At 42.7% G+C, this 16899-nt stretch carries 16 protein-coding genes; 6 read left to right on the top strand and 10 right to left on the bottom strand.

What is annotated here, in order from left to right; genetic code table 11:
- Positions 1-4: 4 nt before the first annotated feature.
- The 8 genes from AC1DXF_RS02035 to rsfS all read right to left on the bottom strand — a co-directional run bounded on the left by AC1DXF_RS02035 (position 5) and on the right by rsfS (position 6911).
- Positions 5-649, bottom strand: a complete 645-nt coding sequence (locus AC1DXF_RS02035) for a response regulator (protein WP_477445603.1) — start codon at positions 647-649, stop codon at positions 5-7.
- Entirely contained in the window at positions 615-1445 is an 831-nt protein-coding gene (locus AC1DXF_RS02030; protein ID WP_477445601.1) for a sensor histidine kinase, read from the bottom strand. The genes AC1DXF_RS02035 and AC1DXF_RS02030 overlap by 35 nt, the downstream gene beginning before the upstream one ends.
- A gap of 134 nt (positions 1446-1579) precedes the next feature.
- The gene (locus tag AC1DXF_RS02025) at positions 1580-1852 is read right to left on the bottom strand and encodes a hypothetical protein (protein ID WP_477445599.1); all 273 of its coding nucleotides are present in this window, start codon (positions 1850-1852) and stop codon (positions 1580-1582) included.
- 422 nt (positions 1853-2274) lie between these two features.
- Positions 2275-2754, bottom strand: coding sequence for a hypothetical protein (locus AC1DXF_RS02020; RefSeq protein WP_477445597.1), 480 nt, complete (start codon positions 2752-2754; stop codon positions 2275-2277).
- Positions 2755-3060: 306 nt separating this feature from the next.
- Positions 3061-3414, bottom strand: a complete 354-nt coding sequence (locus AC1DXF_RS02015; protein WP_477445595.1) for a hypothetical protein — start codon at positions 3412-3414, stop codon at positions 3061-3063.
- Positions 3415-3644: 230 nt separating this feature from the next.
- Positions 3645-4295, bottom strand: coding sequence for a LutC/YkgG family protein (locus AC1DXF_RS02010; RefSeq protein WP_477445593.1), 651 nt, complete (start codon positions 4293-4295; stop codon positions 3645-3647).
- Positions 4296-4350: 55 nt separating this feature from the next.
- On the bottom strand, positions 4351-6447 hold the full coding sequence (ftsH, locus tag AC1DXF_RS02005) for an ATP-dependent zinc metalloprotease FtsH (RefSeq protein ID WP_477445591.1): 2097 nt from the start codon (positions 6445-6447) through the stop codon (positions 4351-4353).
- 89 nt (positions 6448-6536) lie between these two features.
- Entirely contained in the window at positions 6537-6911 is a 375-nt protein-coding gene (rsfS, locus tag AC1DXF_RS02000; protein WP_477445589.1) for a ribosome silencing factor, read from the bottom strand.
- Between the two features lie 47 nt (positions 6912-6958).
- Between rsfS and AC1DXF_RS01995 the strand changes: the two genes are divergently transcribed.
- The 4 genes from AC1DXF_RS01995 to pfkA all read left to right on the top strand — a co-directional run bounded on the left by AC1DXF_RS01995 (position 6959) and on the right by pfkA (position 11080).
- Positions 6959-7732, top strand: a complete 774-nt coding sequence (locus AC1DXF_RS01995) for a biotin--[acetyl-CoA-carboxylase] ligase (RefSeq protein ID WP_477445587.1) — start codon at positions 6959-6961, stop codon at positions 7730-7732.
- 3 nt (positions 7733-7735) lie between these two features.
- Positions 7736-8188 carry a protein-disulfide reductase DsbD domain-containing protein gene (locus tag AC1DXF_RS01990; RefSeq protein ID WP_477445585.1) on the top strand — a complete coding sequence of 151 codons (453 nt, stop codon included), beginning with the start codon at positions 7736-7738 and terminating at the stop codon, positions 8186-8188.
- A 22-nt stretch (positions 8189-8210) separates the two neighbouring features.
- Positions 8211-9956, top strand: coding sequence for a protein-disulfide reductase DsbD family protein (locus AC1DXF_RS01985; RefSeq protein WP_477445583.1), 1746 nt, complete (start codon positions 8211-8213; stop codon positions 9954-9956).
- Between the two features lie 146 nt (positions 9957-10102).
- The gene (pfkA, locus tag AC1DXF_RS01980) at positions 10103-11080 is read left to right on the top strand and encodes a 6-phosphofructokinase (protein WP_090652205.1); all 978 of its coding nucleotides are present in this window, start codon (positions 10103-10105) and stop codon (positions 11078-11080) included.
- Positions 11081-11205: 125 nt separating this feature from the next.
- On the opposite strand, the gene ku is transcribed toward pfkA, so the two are convergent.
- Positions 11206-11973 (bottom strand): non-homologous end joining protein Ku, encoded by a 768-nt coding sequence (ku, locus tag AC1DXF_RS01975; RefSeq protein ID WP_477445581.1) that lies wholly within the window; start codon positions 11971-11973, stop codon positions 11206-11208.
- Positions 11974-12114: 141 nt separating this feature from the next.
- Entirely contained in the window at positions 12115-14742 is a 2628-nt protein-coding gene (gene cphA, locus AC1DXF_RS01970) for a cyanophycin synthetase (protein WP_477445579.1), read from the bottom strand.
- Positions 14743-15015: 273 nt separating this feature from the next.
- On the opposite strand from cphA, the gene AC1DXF_RS01965 reads away from it, so the two are divergent.
- Positions 15016-15936, top strand: coding sequence for a cyanophycinase (locus AC1DXF_RS01965; RefSeq protein ID WP_477445577.1), 921 nt, complete (start codon positions 15016-15018; stop codon positions 15934-15936).
- Positions 15937-16049: 113 nt separating this feature from the next.
- A complete protein-coding gene (locus tag AC1DXF_RS01960) occupies positions 16050-16892 on the top strand; it encodes an isoaspartyl peptidase/L-asparaginase (protein WP_477445575.1) in 843 nt (280 codons plus the stop codon).
- Positions 16893-16899 lie beyond the last annotated feature (7 nt).

The following is a 16899-nucleotide window of genomic DNA, read 5'->3' as shown; positions in this document are numbered from 1 at the left end:
CAAATTACAAATCTATCAGCTTGTTTTTTATGCTGTATAAAACCAACCCTACGCGGCTTTTTATCTGGAGCTTTTCAAAAAGGTGATCACGAAAACTATCAACAGTACGCACGCTGATATTCATCGTATCTGCAATTTCCTTGTAGGTAAGCTCGGTGCTTGTAAGGCGCAGGAATTCAATTTCCCGGGGGTTTAGCTGTACCTGTGCTTCCTTATCGATATTAAAATTATTTAACAGGTGCCGGGTAACAAAATCGGGATAAAAAAGCTCGCCTTCGCTTACTTTGCTCAGCGCACGTTCAAATTCATCCGGCTCGGCATCTTTCAGCAGGTAGCCTTTTACGCCGGCCCTCACCATTAATAACACCTTCTCGGCATCTTCAAACATGGATAAGATAATAATGCGAACAGACGGATGATACCTGCGAAGCCATTGCGCGGTAGATATGCCATCCATTACGGGCATATTAATATCAAGCAAAATAATATCGGGGACAAGGCCGGTAGCAATACTTTCCATTAATTCCTGACCGTGCGCGGCTTCAAAAAGCACATTATAGCCGCCAAAGCTATCAATTAGCGCCGCAATACCGCTCCTAAAAAGGCGGTGATCATCAACGAGGGCTATTTGAATGGGTTTCGTTAGCATAATTTTCTTCAACCAGGGGATCGAGCGACAGCTTAATAGTACAGCCTTTTTTGAGCGAGCTGCTTATAACAGCCTCTGCGCCAATTAAACCCGCCCTATTTTTCATGTTACGCAATCCCGATCCGCTCTTATCAGTCAGCAATTCGGGTTGGAAACCAGCGCCATCATCTTCGATGGTCAAATTAAACATTTGTGCATTATAATACAAGCCGATTTTAATGTTTGCTGCATCCGCGTGTTTCAATACATTATTTAGCGCTTCCTGGAATATCCTGAACAATACCAGTTCGCGCTGTTCGCCAAGTGTATACATTTCGCCCTCAACGGTTAGGTCCATGTTAATAAGGCCGCTTTTATTTATCCTTGCCGCTTCCAGTTCAAGCGTTTTTACCAGGCCCAATGAACTGATATGTTCAAAGCTTAAGCTTTTTGAAAGGTTGCGTAAATCGGTAATAGTTTGTGCTATAAGCTCGCGGCTGTCGGTTAACTTTATCTTTTGTTCGCCGGTAAGTTTATTGGCCAGCAGGCCCATGTTAAGCTTCACAAACGATAATACCTGTGTAATGTTATCATGCATTTCGCGGCTTACGTAGTTCAGCGTTTCTTCCTGAATCTCGATGCGGGTTTTTAGCAGCTCCTGTTTAAATGACGATTTCAACTCGGCTTTTTCCATCGCGTTTTTATTTTGTTTTTTTTGAAACATCAATAAAAAACCGACCATGAAAAAACCAAGCAACAGCAATAACGCTGTACCGGCTATAATTATAAGGATAACTTCTTCGTCTTTGAAAAGCATAAAAAGGCAGTAGTTAAAGGAGGATTGAGCAATAGTCTTTAATTTCCCGACTGCTCAATTGCAAGGATAAGAAAATAGCGGCTATTTTCATACTATATATAGCTCAAAAGTCCTACGAAAAAGACTTACGACATTTACGGGTTAGTTTTCATTTCTGGCCGTTGTAAAGATAGCTTGGTTGCTTTAGAAGAACAGAAAAAGGCATATAATAACAAAGTATAAAGCATCAAATTAGCCAGGCCAAGTATAACGCGGGTTAATACAAGAAATGAGTAATTGTTTTTGTACGCCATGAGGCTAAAACATGAATAATAAAATGTTTTTGCAAGAAAATAAAAAAGCAAACCTGTAGCGACTAAAAAAGCAGGATGCCGTAAAAGAACAATTTGCCCCTCTGCTTTGTCCAATAGTTTATAATAATAAATTCCGATTAACGAGAGAACAAATAGTGACTGAATCACCATAGCCAAGGTATTTAACTTCCAAAATCCTTGGATAAAAAGATTATCTATGATCGTTATTACTATAACAATGCATGCGTATTTATACACGGTGCTTTTATAACGTCGGTTTTTTTCGAGCGAAGTAAAAAAATAGGTGTAAATTATAAACTCAAATAGCTCCTCGAAGTTTGCCAGCCACGCGTTGGTATGATTAATTCTTGTCCAACCAAGCATGTCAGCAGATTCATACAGCACCCCAACTGATAAACAAATTAGAAAAATTCTCAAGGTTTTATCTATTTGTCTATAGGTATATATACAATACAAAAAAGCTACAACGAGCGATACGCAATAAACATTATATAACATATAGTATTATATACACGTTAAATCTTATTTGTTGAAATTTCTTTGCCAAAAGCCCTCTTGTTCTTAGATGAACAAATGAAAGCGTATATTAAAATAGAATTTAATAACAGATTTGACAACCCAGGAATTGTGCCAGCAAGGATATAAAAATGGTAATTGTTTTTATATATCATATAACTAAAGCCTACATAAAACATCACTTTTGCGCAAAAATAAAACAGCCAGCCGGTTATTGCTAAAAATGGAGGGGATTTGATAAGCTCCAGGCCCTCTTGGGCATCTTCCAATAAATTACGATAATAAATGAAAATTAACGCCAAAACAAACAAGGCCTGAATTACGATTGCTATGGTGTCCCGCTCCCAAAATCCCTGGATGAAAAAAATATCTGCTAATGAAAACAGTACGATAATAACAGTCAGTATATAAACTGTTTTTTTATAGGATGGCCTTCTATCAAACGAGGTTAAAAAATAAATTATAATTGGAAATTCCATAAACCCTACCAGATTATTGCACCAGGAGTTGCTGTGCTTAATCATTAGCAGGTCAAAAAAATTAGCAAGTTCATAAATATTTATAAATACAAAATAAGGCAGGTACCATTTAAAATTGTAGTCAAGTTGCTTATAACAGTACATGCAAACTGCCAATGTTATCGGCAGCGATACTAAATATAAATAATATAATAACATTCAATACTTTCGGGTCTTTTAAACAGAAAACAAGAAACACCATGCAGATAAGCACTCTGCTAAAATTAGCATAAATATTGAATGTTAAAATGTAAACACATTAATTTATTAGATGCAATCCGGAGGGCATGGCTTTCCTGCATTTACCAGATCAAATCCATCTGCTAGGGTTACACCTTCCGAAAGGGCATCGGTATGCACGTCGTCGTTGTTTACGGTACCGGCAAAAACCAAAGTAGTTTGGCCCGGTGCAGTAGGGTGCGTCTCATCATAACTGGCCAAATGAACCCGCACGCCGGTAGCATGAGCCGGAAGCTTATTTACAAAATCTTTAAATGCGTCGATATCAAACCAAACAGATTTGGTATCATTAATACCATGTGTTTTGTCGATAACGTTTTTACGGGTGGCATGGTAGTGGTCTACCATTTTTTTTGCTTCGGTTAAATCAATTTTCTTCATGTCAATAAGGGGGTTTTAATTAGGGTTATACGTGTTTATAACTGCGTTGAGTTATTAGAAACAAGTATAATTTATTTTAATTATAATTCAGCAGTCGGCGATATTTTAATAATATTTTTTTAACCTTTTACGGTAACTCCGCAGCTAAAACGCGCAGAGCGTTAGCTAATGCTCAACAACAAATGCAGCAGTAGCAAGCCAGGATATGATTCAAAAAAATATCTGAAATTTTATGCCTCGTGCGAGTCGTCCAATAAAAAAACGAAAAGCTCTTTGGGGCCGTGGGCGCCAAGTACCAGGGTTTTCTCGATATCGGCTGTACGGCTGGGGCCGGTTACATTGGTGATCATGGATGGCAGGCGGTTGCCGTATTTATTTTTTAGCAATTTAAAACCATCTTTAATATCCATCACCATTTGTGATGTATAAGCCAGCACAATGTGCACCGGCGGATAGATGCTTAAACGCCGGCCGGCCATATTGCAATTGGACAACAAAATACTGCCATTACGGGCTATTAAAGCTTCACACAGGGTAAAGCCAACCTCGGCCAGTTCAAAGTCTTTATCGGTTTCGTAAAAGGGGTATTCAAAGCGGGCAAGTACTTCCTGCAGGGCTGGTTCCCAGCAGTATATTTTGTGCCAGTTGCGTTCTTCGGCAAGGGTAAGCAGGGTTTCTATAAATTGTACTTCGTCTTCGCAAAAAATAAACTGGCCGTTAACGGCGGTAAATTGCTCGGCAAAAACAACTTCGGGTATTTCATCATCAGTTGAATAAAGTGGCAGGTCTTCCAGTTGGGGATATGGGTTGTCCCTTTTCTCCAGCAGCGCCTTGCGGATCTTTTTCAGCAGTTTTTCTTTTGATGTGGTAATATCCCTCATAGTATAAAAAGGAAAGCCACCAGCTAAGCTGATGGCTTTTTTATAATGTATTTAATTAAAACTTCGGATCCGGCTCATCCATCCTTGATAACTCAGGATTGATCACACTCTCAGGTATCGCGTTGTTATCCGGCACTAAGGTAGGCTCGCCGTTTACAAACTTATCGTAAGCTGTGCGGTGCTCAAAAGGGCGTTTACCTAAAAGCTCTTCCAGGTCGGCCTGGAACAATACTTCTTTCTCCAATAACTTTTTCGCAACTTTTTCTAATCCATCGCGGTGCTTAATCAGCAACTCTTTTGTTTTGGCGTAAACATCCTCAACCAGGCTTCTTACTTCCGAGTCGATCAGGTTTGCGGTAACATCAGAGTATGGTTTGCTAAACTGGTTTTCACCTTGCGGATCGTAAAATGATATGTTACCAACTTTGCCATTCATACCATATATTTTTACCATGCCGTAAGCCAGGCGGGTAATGCGCTCCAGGTCGCTTAAAGCACCCGTGGTAATTTTACCAAAAGTAATATCTTCAGCAACACGGCCACCCATTGATAATATCATATCATCAATCAGTTCTTCTTTAGCAACCAGGAACCTTTCGTTTGGCAGGTACTGGGCATATCCTAAAGCGGCAACACCACGTGGCACAATGGAAACTTTAACCAACGGATCGGTATGCTCTAAAAACCATCCGGCTATAGCATGGCCGGCTTCGTGGTAAGCTACTACGCGTTTTTCTTCGGGCGAAATCAGCGTGTTCTTTTTCTCTAAACCACCAATTACACGGTCAACCGCATCCTGAAAATCAGACATGTCAACCGCTTCTTTATTTTTACGGGCGGCTATAAGGGCTGCTTCGTTACAAACGTTGGCAATTTCGGCGCCTGCAAAACCAGGGGTTTGTGCCGATAATTTTTTGGCATCAACATCGTCTGATAATTTGAGGGGCTTTAAGTGAACTTTGAAAATCTGCTCACGGCCATTCAAATCCGGTTTATCAATAGATACCTGCCTGTCAAAACGTCCGGGGCGTAACAAGGCCGAATCCAATACATCAGGGCGGTTGGTTGCGGCAAGGATAATGATACCCGAATCGGTACCAAAGCCATCCATCTCTACCAATAACTGGTTCAGTGTATTCTCTCGCTCGTCATTACCACCAACAATATTGTTTTTACCACGGGCACGGCCAATGGCATCAATCTCGTCAATAAATATGATACATGGCGCTTTATCTTTTGCCTGGCGGAACAAGTCGCGTACACGTGATGCTCCTACCCCAACAAACATCTCCACAAAATCAGATCCTGAAAGGGAGAAAAACGGAACATGGGCTTCGCCGGCAACGGCTTTTGCCAATAAGGTTTTACCTGTACCCGGCGAACCTACCAATAGTGCCCCCTTAGGTATTTTACCACCCAGGTTGGTGTACTTTTTGGGGTTTTTCAGGAAATCAACAATTTCCATTACCTCTTGCTTGGCTTCTTCTAAGCCGGCAACATCATTAAATGTAACGGTTACCTGCGCTTCTTTATCAAACAAGGTAGCTTTTGATTTACCGATGTTGAATATCTGGCCACCCGGGCCACCGCCCGAGCCTCCGCTCATACGGCGCATGATAAATATCCATACAGCGGCAAACAAAATTACCATAATAACGCCCTGTACCAGCCAGTTTGATAAGAAGCTTTCGCGGCCCTGTTGTAGTTCAAGCGAAACATCACCTATGGCCGGGTCGGCTGCTTGTGCCACAGCAATGGATTTTTTCAGGCTTTCGAACGAGTCATCCGTAAAAGTATATTGCGGGCCGCTTCCTGTTGCAAACATGTGCTGCTCTTTACCAAGATCGGCGTACTCGGGCTTGGTTTTCAGGCTTTCGGATTTAATATAAACTTCGGCTATAATTAAATCGCCGCTTTTGTAGGCAATTATTTTTTCAACATCATGCTGCTTAAGCATTTTTGTTTCAAATTGCTGGTAGGTTATCCGTTTACCGCTATCATTGCTTAACAAGGTTGTTGCAAGCAGGAACGCCAAAACAATAATGCCATAAATCCACATAATATTAAACTTAGGTGGCTTAGGCGGCGTTTTTTTATTCAGGATCTTCCTGATCGGTTTCGGACTTTCTGATTTATTATCTTTATCTTTCATCTCTTTGTTACGAGCTCAAACTTACAATCTATAATTTAAAAAACAAGGTATTACCATGACGCTGCTGCATGCCTTTGTGTGACTATAGTTTAAGCGCTTTTATAATATTTAATCTCGGCGTCACCCCACAACTCCTCTACCCCATAATATTCACGCTTGTCTGTACGGAAAACATGGATCACAACATCCACATAATCAAGTAGTATCCATTCGCCGTACTCCAAACCTTCTTTGCGCCAGGGCTCGGTTTGGGTTGCTTTAAAAATTTCATCTTCAATGCTGTTGGCTATCGCTTTTACCTGCGTGGATGAATCGGCATGGCAAATTACAAAGTAATCTGTTACCGAACTATTTAGGTTACGAAGGTCTAACCTTACAATTTCATTGCCCTTTTTTTCCTGGATACCATGTATCGCAAGTTCAGAAATATAGGTTGACTGCCCTACCTTTTTATTTTTTACCATCAAAAAGAATTAGTTTTGAACGTTTTTTGGTTAAAAATTATTACACTTTGCAAAATAACATATTTTCGGGATTATTTGTTGGTCAAAATTTAGTAACAATTAAAGAAGTTGACTCAACCAATAATCATCTTAAAACATTACTGTCAAATTCCAAGCCATTGCCCGAAGGTACGGTCATTATGGCAGAAAGCCAATATGCCGGCCGGGGCCAGCAACAGAACAAATGGCATAGCGAGCCCGGCAAAAACCTAACTTTCAGTATTTTGCTAACGCCCTCATTTTTACCTGTTTTACAGCAGTTTGATCTTACACGGGCGATAAGTTTGGGCGTTATTGAGGCCCTTAAACCCCTGCTGGGCGACAAGCTAAAAATAAAATGGCCAAACGACATTTATTATGACGATAACAAACTTGGCGGTATTTTGATTGAAACACACCTGCAGGGCGACAGGATAAAAGATGCCATTATTGGCATAGGCCTTAATGTAAACCAGCAGCATTTTGATGCAGGGGCCGGTAACGCTATATCTGTAAAGCAGATATTACAAAAGGATTATGATTTACGAGCTTTATTATTAGAAATTTGCGGGCATATTGAAGGATACTATCTTAAGCTGAAAGCCGGTAAGTTTTTGTTTGTAAGGAACGCCTATTTAAACCGGTTATACTGGTTAAACGAGACGAGGGATTTCCGGTCAAACGGGGAGACATTTAAAGGAACTATTACCGGCGTAAAAGATGAAGGTTTACTGATGGTTGAAAATACTAATTTCGGCAGCCGTGAGTTTAGCTTAAAACAAATTGAATTTTTAAATAAATAATAAATGAAAAAGTTATTGTTATTGATGGTGGCGTTGGTTATTTGCGTTGGCGCCTATGCACAAATTGAAACACCTGTACGTTGGGCATACGCGGCAAAAAAACTGAACAGCAAAGAGGCCGTGGTATATTTAAAAGCAACCATACAACCCGGCTGGCATATTTACTCGCTTAATGTTGCCGATGGCGGCCCGATTGCTACTTCGTTTGTGTTTTCAAAATCGAAAGATTATGCCCCGGTAGGCAAAACTACCGAACCTACTCCAATATCGAAGTTTGAGCAGGCGTTTAAAATGAATGTTACTTATTTTGAAAAAGAAGTTGTTTTTTCGCAAAAGATCAGCTTAAAATCGGCAGCGGCAACGGCGGTTACAGGAAAACTTACTTATGAAACATGTAACGATAAAAAATGCCTGCCACCAGAAGATGTTGACTTTACCATTCCTTTAGGCAAATAATAATTCCCGATAGGAATACCCCATGAAAATATTCAAAAATATCAATTGGCTGCCAACATCAGTTGCGGTAGTAACTTTGCTTATTATTTTTGGCTTAAACGCGCCCAAACCGGTTTATGCCGCGCAAAAAGAAGCAAAGGATACAACAACTGCGGCACCTGCCGATTTACAGTTTACCGATATCCCTACCGCGGCTGATAGCATCGCTATAAGGAAAAAGGCGGCGGAAGCGCAGAAGGCCGCAAATTCGGCAGCCGCTGCAACCAGGCAGGCCGTAAAAGTTGCCGATCATGCTTCAAAATCAGCTTTAAAAGCAGTTCCGGAATCAATCTGGGCCATATTTATAGCCGGCTTTTTGCAAGGCCTGTTAGCAGTGCTTATGCCTTGTATTTATCCGTTACTCCCTTTAACCGTAAGCTTTTTTACCAAAAAAAGCGGCAGCCGCAAAAAGGGGATAACCCAATCTTTTATTTATGGGTTGTCTATTATTGTTATTTACGTTACCCTTGGGGTTCTAATCTCTATCATCTTTGGGCCCGAAGCACTTAATAATTTAGCTACCAATGGTATATTCAACTTGTTTTTCTTCCTGTTGCTGGTAGTTTTCGGTGTTTCGTTCCTTGGTGCTTTTGAAATAACCCTGCCAAGTTCGCTGGCTAATAAATTAGATGCCAATTCAGACAAAGGGGGCTTATCCGGAATATTTTTTATGGCGGCAACTTTAGTGGTTGTATCTTTTTCCTGCACAGGGCCGCTCATTGGCAATTTGCTGGTAATATCTGCCACAAGCGGCGATAGGGTTGCACCGGCTATGGGAATGTTTGGCTTTTCGCTGGCGCTGGCCTTACCGTTTACCATATTTGCGCTGTTCCCGTCTGCGCTGAAGAGTTTACCAAAATCGGGCGGCTGGCTTAACAGCATTAAGGTGGTACTTGGGCTCTTAGAATTGGGTTTCGCGCTTAAATTTTTATCTAATGTAGATTTGGCTTACCACTGGAACTGGTTTGACAGGGAGGTATTCCTATCAATCTGGATAACTTTGGGAATAATTGGCTTTTTGTACCTAATCGGAAAAATCAAGTTTTCTCATGATAGCGATTTGCCTTACCTATCTGTACCTCGTACATTTATTGCCATTATTGTTTTTGCATTTACAATTTATATGATTCCCGGTCTTTGGGGAGCGCCACTTAAAGTAATAAGCGGATTTTTACCGCCACCGGCCACACAGGATTTTGATCTTACCCGTTCTATGGGCAATGGTCCAGCGGCGCCGGAGCAAAAGGTATCAATAAAAGAGAAGAAATACGAGGCTCTTTTTGCCCGCGGAAAGCACCAGGGCTTAAACGAATGGTATGATTATGAGCAGGCTTTACAGGTATCAAAAGAATTAAAGAAACCTATCTTGGTTGATTTTACCGGCTGGAACTGTGCTAACTGCCGTAAAATGGAAAACGAAGTTTGGCCCGACCCTGAAGTACGCAAACGCATGCAGAATGATTTTGTGTTACTGGAGCTTTATGTAGATGAGAAAACAGACCTTCCGGCTTCAGAAGTATATACCTCTTCTTTCAGCTTTAAAAAGATAACAGGCATAGGTGCAAAAAATGCCGATTACGAAACCACTAAGTTCAACACCAATTCGCAGCCTTACTACGTCATTTTAGATAGCGACGGTAAAGTACTTGTACCACCCAAAGGTGCGGATTTTAGCATTCCTAAATACATTAAATTTTTAGATAGCGGCATCGCGGCGTATAAAAAGTGATAGCACTTAATAAAAAATTAAGTGTAAATTCGCGGCAACTTTTAAAAGTTTGCCGCGTTTTTCATATACCGGCAGCTTTAAAAAGCCACTAATTAAATTATTTGATTTTTTAAGGTAGGGTTTAACAAGCCATATCACGATAAAAAATGACGCAGATTAAAAAAATAGGACTTTATACTTCAGGTGGAGATTCGCCGGGCATGAATGCCGCCATCAGGGCGGTTGTGCGTACGGCCATATATTATGGTATCGAGGTGATGGGCATTCGCCGTGGTTATGAGGGCATGACCAAGGGCGATTTTGTACCCATGAACCGCAAATCGGTATCAAACATTATTCAACGTGGCGGTACTATATTAAAAACCGCACGCTGCGATAACTTCCGCACGCCCGAAGGCCGCCAGCAGGCATATGACCATCTAAAAAAAAATAACATTGATGCCCTTGTAGGTATTGGTGGCGATGGGACATTTACCGGGGCCAAGGTTTTTGGCGCCGAATATGATATGCCTATCATTGGCCTGCCGGGTACTATTGATAACGATTTAATGGGTACCGATTTTACCATTGGTTATGATACAGCCATCAATACGGTTGTTGAGGCCGTGGATAAAATTCGTGACACGGCCGAATCACATGACCGCCTATTCATTGTTGAGGTAATGGGCCGCGATTCGGGCCTGATAGCCTTACGTACGGGCATTGCGGCCGGTGCCGAAGCCATACTTATTCCCGAACATAAAGGCGGCATGGAAGGCTTGTTTAACCGCCTTGAACATGGCCGTAAAGACAAAACATCGCGCATTGTGATTGTTGCCGAAGGTGAAGAAGCCGGCGGTGCATTTGAGGTTGGGCGCCTGGTACAGGAGCGTTTCCCTAATTATGATACCCGTATATCTATATTGGGCCACATCCAACGTGGTGGCGCCCCAAGCTGTATGGATAGGGTATTGGCCAGCCGGGTAGGTGCAGCCGCTGTTGAAGCTTTAAGAGACGGCCACCGCAACGAGATGATAGGCATCATCCACAACGAAATTGCCTATACGCCGTTTGAGCACGCCATAAAACATCATGTAGAGATTAATCCCAACCTGTTGAAGCTGGTTGAGATTTTATCAATGTAATTTCTCTGCCGAAAAGGACATATTATATAGAGATGCAGCATTTGTGTCTCTATATATCTAAAAACTGCAAAATCCGGCCATTATAACACCAAGGGGCAATCTGCTTTATATATCCCGCGTATTTGTTAAGCTTTCTTTTTCAAACTACTCATCAATTGATCATACAGGTCATCGCTGGCCGTTTCACGTGGCTTGAGCTTTTTAACCGTAGCCCGCTTCCCTTTTGATTTGGCTTTGATGATCTTCAGCAATTCGTCGTTGTATTCATCTTTAAATTTAGATACGTCAAAATCCTCGGCATATTGATTAATGAGGGCGAGGCCAACATCAAGCTCTTTTTTGCTTATGGCAACATTGGCGGCTATGTTCAGGTCTTCGGCACTGCGGATTTCCTGTGCAAAGCGGATGCGGGTAACCACCAGTACATGTTCTACCGGGTGCACAATGCACAGGCTCTCGGTACTGCGCAGCACAAAACGCGCCAGCCCTGCTTTTTTTGATTGGATGAGTGCTTGCAGCAACAGGGCGTAAGCTTTATTGTTTTTGGTATCCGGCTCGGTATAGTAGGATGTTTCGTAAAACATGGGGTTTACATCGGCAATATCCACAAAGCTTTCAATCTCGATGATCTTACTTTTTTCGGGGGCGGCATCCTCAAAATCCTGGTCCTCTACAATCACATAATCGTCATTGGCCAGTTTGTAGCCCTTCACAATTTTATCGTAGGGTACTTCCTTATGCGTTTTCTCGTTTACCCGCTGATACCTGATGCGCGAATGATCGCGGCTATCCAGCATATCCAAATCAAGTGAACTTGTTTGCACTGCCGAGTACAGCTTAACCGGGATGCTAACCAATCCAAAACCAATTGAACCTTTCCAGATAGATCTCATAACCAAAGCGTTTACCTGTATAACTTAAAACGCAGGCAAAATGTTTGGACGGCAAGTCCTGCTTCTCCGCCCAAACATTCTGACAATATGCCTTTAAATTAACACCGAATGAAAGGCCTTTCTCTTTTCAGAGGACGAAGGCTATGCATTAAACAGCCCGTTCCGTTCCTGTTCCTGGTAGTTTTGAACTGTCTCAATGGCATTGTCAACAACATCGCTAAGGGCAGTAATAAAGCTACCTGGTTTGGCCATGCTCATAGCGTGTTTAATGGCGTCAATTTCTTTTGATACTACTTCGCAAGGCTTATTGGGGTCAACTGAGTAAATGCCTTCTTTAAGCAGAGTTAATATATTTTCTTCGGTACGGCCGCGCAGGTGCTTTTCTTGCCGCAGGATGATGTAATCAAACATTTCGGCTGCAATTTTGCCAACCTCGCGGATGTCATCGTCGCGCCTGTCGCCCGTACCAGCAATGATGCCGATTTTCAATGGCGAATCGATATGCCTTAAAAATTCCTTGATGCCGTTAAAGCCATCAGGATTATGGGCAAAATCAATCATGAAGCGGAAGTCCTTGAAATCAAAAATATTCATGCGGCCAGGCGTTTGTGCTGCCGATGGAATAAAGGTTTCAAGCGACATTTTGATATCCTCGGTTTTGAAGCCCCACAGGAAGGTGGCCAGCGTGGCTGCCAGCACATTCTCAATCATAAACGGCACGGTGCCACCAAACGTTAACGGGATAAGGATAGTACGCTGTACCCGGATTTTCCAATCGCCTTTTTGGATGGTGATAAAGCCATTCTCGCAAATGGCAGCTATCCCGCCCTTGCGGCAATGCGCCTTGATGATCGGGTTGTTTTCGTTGCGGCTAAAATAGGCTATGTTACAATCGGCTTTGTTGCCTAGGCGCACACAATACTCATTGTCGGCATTTAATACACCCCAGCCGTCTTTTTTTACCGAGTTTAACACGGTGCCTTTTACTCTTGCAAGGTCATCCAGCGTATGAATATCGGCCAGGCCAAGGTGATCTGCCTGGATGTTAGTAATTACACCAATATCGCAAAAACCAAACCCCAGCCCAGATCGCAGGATGCCGCCGCGGGCGGTTTCCAATACGGCAAAATCAACAGTAGGGTCTTTCAGGATAAACTCCGAACTTACCGGCCCGGTGGTATCACCTTTAAGCATCATGGTGTTTTGCACATAAATACCATCAGATGTGGTAAAGCCCACCCGGTGCCCGTTGTTTCTTACAATATGAGCTATCAGGCGGGTAGTGGTGGTTTTGCCGTTGGTGCCGGTGATAGCAATAATAGGAATGCGTGCCGACTTGCCCGGAGGATAAAGCATATCCAATACATGACCGGCTACGTTGCGTGGCAGGCCTTCACTTGGCGCAATGTGCATCCTGAAGCCAGGTGCCGCATTAACCTCCAATATTACACCTCCATTTTCGGTAAGGGGCTCATGCAGGTTTTCGGCCATAATATCAATGCCGCAAATATCAAGGCCGATTATTTTAGAGATACGTTCGCAGATGAAAACGTTTTGGGGGTGCACATGGTCGGTAACATCCACAGATGTGCCGCCGGTGCTTAAGTTAGCAGTCGATTTTACGAATACTTTTTCGCCTTTAGCAGGTATTGTATCAACAGTATAGCCCTTTTTTTCAAGCAGGTCGAGGGTGTCGCGGTCAATAGAGATCAGTGTCAATACATTCTCGTGCCCGTAGCCTCGGCGCGGATCGGTATTTTCCTTGTCAATCAATTGTTGTATGGTTGATACGCCATCGCCCGTTACATGGGCAGGGTCGCGCAGGGCGGCGGCAACCATTTTATTATCAATTACCAGTACACGGAAATCATAACCGGTAATAAAGCGTTCCACAATAACCCTTCGCGATATTTTGGCGGCATGCTCATAGGCTGCAATAGCTTCTTCTTCTGTACGGATATTGATAGAAATACCCCTGCCATGGTTGCCATCCAGCGGCTTAAACACCAATGGGAAACCAACCTTACGAATAACCTCGGCTACCCCGGCAACAGATGAAATAGTCATGCCTTTGGCAACAGGGATGGCTTGCTCCTGTAACATGCGCTTGGTTTCATCTTTATTGCTGGCAATATCAACAGCAATGCTGCTGGTTTTCTCGGTCATGGTGGCGCGGAAACGCACCTGGTTTTTACCGTAGCCCAACTGTACTAACGATTGATTGTTAAGCCTGATCCAGGGAATATCCCTTGCTATCGCCTCTTCTACAATTGATCCGGTGCTTGGCCCCAAACGGGTATTCTCGCGGATTTCGCGCATCTGCTGGATATCAACCTCCAGGTCATAGTCTTCGCCTTTTATCAAAGCCTCGGCAATCCGTACGGCCGATTCTGCCGCAAATGCGCCCACTTTCTCTTCAATATAAGCAAAAACAACATTGTAAACGCCTTTGGTTTTGGTTTCGCGGGTGCGGCCAAAGCCGGTGTCCATGCCGGCAAGGGTTTGTATTTCAAGGGCTATGTGCTCAATAACGTGCCCCATCCAGGTGCCGGCAATAACCCGTTGAAAAAATCCACCCGGTACCCCGGGAGAGCAGCGGTGTGCATATAACGAGGGAAGTAGTTTTTCTAAACGTTCATAAAAACCATCAATTTCATTAGTTGGCTTATGTTCCATCTCCTGCAGATCGAGCCGCATCTGTATTAACTTTTTGCGGTTTATGCTCCAGATGTTCGGGCCGCGCAACACTTGTATATTCTCAATCTTCATAGGCTTGTTACAAAATTCTTTAAGGGCTTAATTTCTTTAAAACTATAAAACTTAATAGTGTAAATAAAACTTTTAAGGCTAAAAAGGCATTATTTGTTTATAACAGACTGAGTTTTTGGTTCATTTTATCGTAATTTGTGATATTCTTAGTTGATTGTGTCGGATTAAGCTGATTGAGTAAGTGGTTTTGCTTTCGTTTTGGTGCAAACCAACCTAATCAACCTAATCAACCTAATCCAACCTGGTCAACTTAATCAACTTAATAAAAGAAGCATGATTGTCCCGAAAGGAAAACTAATTATTATAGGCGGCGCGGTTGATATGGGTAGTAACGTAACCATACAGGAACACATTTTACAGCCTGATTATATTAAATTTTTTGAACAGGGCATTTTAAAGCGGATCATCACCGAATCGGCAAAGCATCACGGCTCATTAATTGAGGTTATTACCACTGCATCACAGATTCCGGAATTGGTGGGCGAAGAATATGTTAAGGCATTTGGGCAGCTTAATGTTACACATGTTAATGTATTGCACATTAAAAGTCGTGAGGATGCTGCTAAAAAGGAGCATTTAGACCGCATCCGCAAAGCAGACGTGGTTATGTTTAGCGGTGGCGACCAATTGAGGCTTACAGCCATTTTTGGTGGTACCGAGTTTTTACAGATCCTGAAAAAGAGATACCAGTTTGACGACTTTGTAATAGCCGGCACCTCGGCCGGAGCGGCTGCTGCATCAACCCACATGATTTACCGTGGGCAAAGCAATGAGGCGCTTATTAAAGGCGAAGTACAGATAACCGCGGGATTGGGTTTTGTAGATTCTGTTATTGTTGATACACACTTTGTACAACGCGGGCGCATAGGCCGGTTGATGTACGCTGTTGCAACTAACCCCGGTATTTTGGGTATTGGCCTGGGCGAAGATGCAGGCTTGCTGATAACCGAAGGTAGTGTAATGGAGGCTATCGGCTCGGGGCTGATTATTTTGGTAGATGGCAGGAATATTGTGGCTACCAATATTTATGATGTAGAAATAGGCTCGCCCGTTTCTATCGAGAATTTGAAAGTACATGTTATGTCTATCTTTGATAAATACGACCTGGCACAACATCGTTTACTGATAAAAAAGACTGTTAAGGTTGAAGAAGGCGTGTTTATTCACGCGCCTGATAATGACCTTTTGCAATAAAAGCCTCACCCAACCCTCTCCAAAGGAGAGGGCTTTAAACAGGGTTATTTTAAATAAACCTATCCCAAAGCGTTTATAATACACCAATTTTTGAATCATCTAAATTATTCAAAATGAAGATCATTATCCATGGCGGTTTTTTCAGTGAATCGCAAACTAACCAGGAAATAAAACAGGCCAAGCAACAGGCTTTGAAAGATATTGTGCAGGCTGGTCATAAATACCTGTTAAGCCATACCGCTCTGGAAACGGTTGTTTATACTGTTAGGCTTTTGGAAGATTGCGACCTGTTTAATGCCGGCACCGGCTCACAGATTCAAAGTGATGGCAAGATCCGCTTAAGCGCATCGTTAATGGATGGAAAAACACAGAAGTTTTCGGGCGTTATTAATATCGAAGATGTAAAAAATCCTATTTGTATTGCCGAAAAGCTAATGGCTTATGACGACCGTGTTTTGAGCGGCAAAGGCGCCAAAGATTTTGCAACTGATAATGGCGTAGCCTATTACAATCCCGAAACACCACAGCGCAGGCACGAATACGAAAAAAAGCTAAGTGACTCTATCCGGTTAGGTACTGTTGGTTGTGTGGCGCTCGACCTTTATGGCAACCTGGCCGCCGCGACATCAACGGGTGGTAAAGGCTTTGAAATGCCTGGCCGGGTGAGTGATTCGGCAACTACAGCAGGCAATTATGCCAATAGTTTCGCGGCTGTATCCTGCACAGGCGTTGGCGAAGACATTGTAAGCGGCTCGGTAGCCTCAAAAATTGTTACCCGGGTTACTGATGGTTTGCCAATTTCGGTTGCTACCGAGAAAAGCTTAGATGAAATGAAACCGTACGATGGTTTTGCCGGCATTATCGGTATCTCGGCCGACGGCCATATTTACCATGCCGATACCCATCCGTATATGGTATGGGCGTTGCATGACGATGAGGTGGAGGTTTTTGATTAATAGTCCG

It is taken from the genome of Mucilaginibacter sp. P2_A5 (assembly GCF_056404995.1).
The sequence above is the reverse complement of the archived record's forward strand: the minus strand, read 5'-3'. Positions and strand labels throughout refer to the sequence as shown.

What these genes read in the sequence shown, in the direction of transcription:
- AC1DXF_RS02035 (WP_477445603.1), bottom strand. Translation starts at nt 649, where the DNA reads ATGCTAACGAAACCCATTCAAATAGCCCTCGTTGATGATCACCGCCTT.
- AC1DXF_RS02030 (WP_477445601.1), bottom strand. Translation starts at nt 1,445, where the DNA reads ATGCTTTTCAAAGACGAAGAAGTTATCCTTATAATTATAGCCGGTACA.
- AC1DXF_RS02020 (WP_477445597.1), bottom strand. Translation starts at nt 2,754, where the DNA reads ATGGAATTTCCAATTATAATTTATTTTTTAACCTCGTTTGATAGAAGG.
- AC1DXF_RS02015 (WP_477445595.1), bottom strand. Translation starts at nt 3,414, where the DNA reads ATGAAGAAAATTGATTTAACCGAAGCAAAAAAAATGGTAGACCACTAC.
- AC1DXF_RS02010 (WP_477445593.1), bottom strand. Translation starts at nt 4,295, where the DNA reads ATGAGGGATATTACCACATCAAAAGAAAAACTGCTGAAAAAGATCCGC.
- ftsH (WP_477445591.1), bottom strand. Translation starts at nt 6,447, where the DNA reads ATGAAAGATAAAGATAATAAATCAGAAAGTCCGAAACCGATCAGGAAG.
- rsfS (WP_477445589.1), bottom strand. Translation starts at nt 6,911, where the DNA reads ATGGTAAAAAATAAAAAGGTAGGGCAGTCAACCTATATTTCTGAACTT.
- AC1DXF_RS01990 (WP_477445585.1), top strand. Translation starts at nt 7,736, where the DNA reads ATGAAAAAGTTATTGTTATTGATGGTGGCGTTGGTTATTTGCGTTGGC.
- AC1DXF_RS01985 (WP_477445583.1), top strand. Translation starts at nt 8,211, where the DNA reads ATGAAAATATTCAAAAATATCAATTGGCTGCCAACATCAGTTGCGGTA.
- pfkA (WP_090652205.1), top strand. Translation starts at nt 10,103, where the DNA reads ATGACGCAGATTAAAAAAATAGGACTTTATACTTCAGGTGGAGATTCG.
- ku (WP_477445581.1), bottom strand. Translation starts at nt 11,973, where the DNA reads ATGAGATCTATCTGGAAAGGTTCAATTGGTTTTGGATTGGTTAGCATC.
- cphA (WP_477445579.1), bottom strand. Translation starts at nt 14,742, where the DNA reads ATGAAGATTGAGAATATACAAGTGTTGCGCGGCCCGAACATCTGGAGC.
- AC1DXF_RS01965 (WP_477445577.1), top strand. Translation starts at nt 15,016, where the DNA reads ATGATTGTCCCGAAAGGAAAACTAATTATTATAGGCGGCGCGGTTGAT.
- AC1DXF_RS01960 (WP_477445575.1), top strand. Translation starts at nt 16,050, where the DNA reads ATGAAGATCATTATCCATGGCGGTTTTTTCAGTGAATCGCAAACTAAC.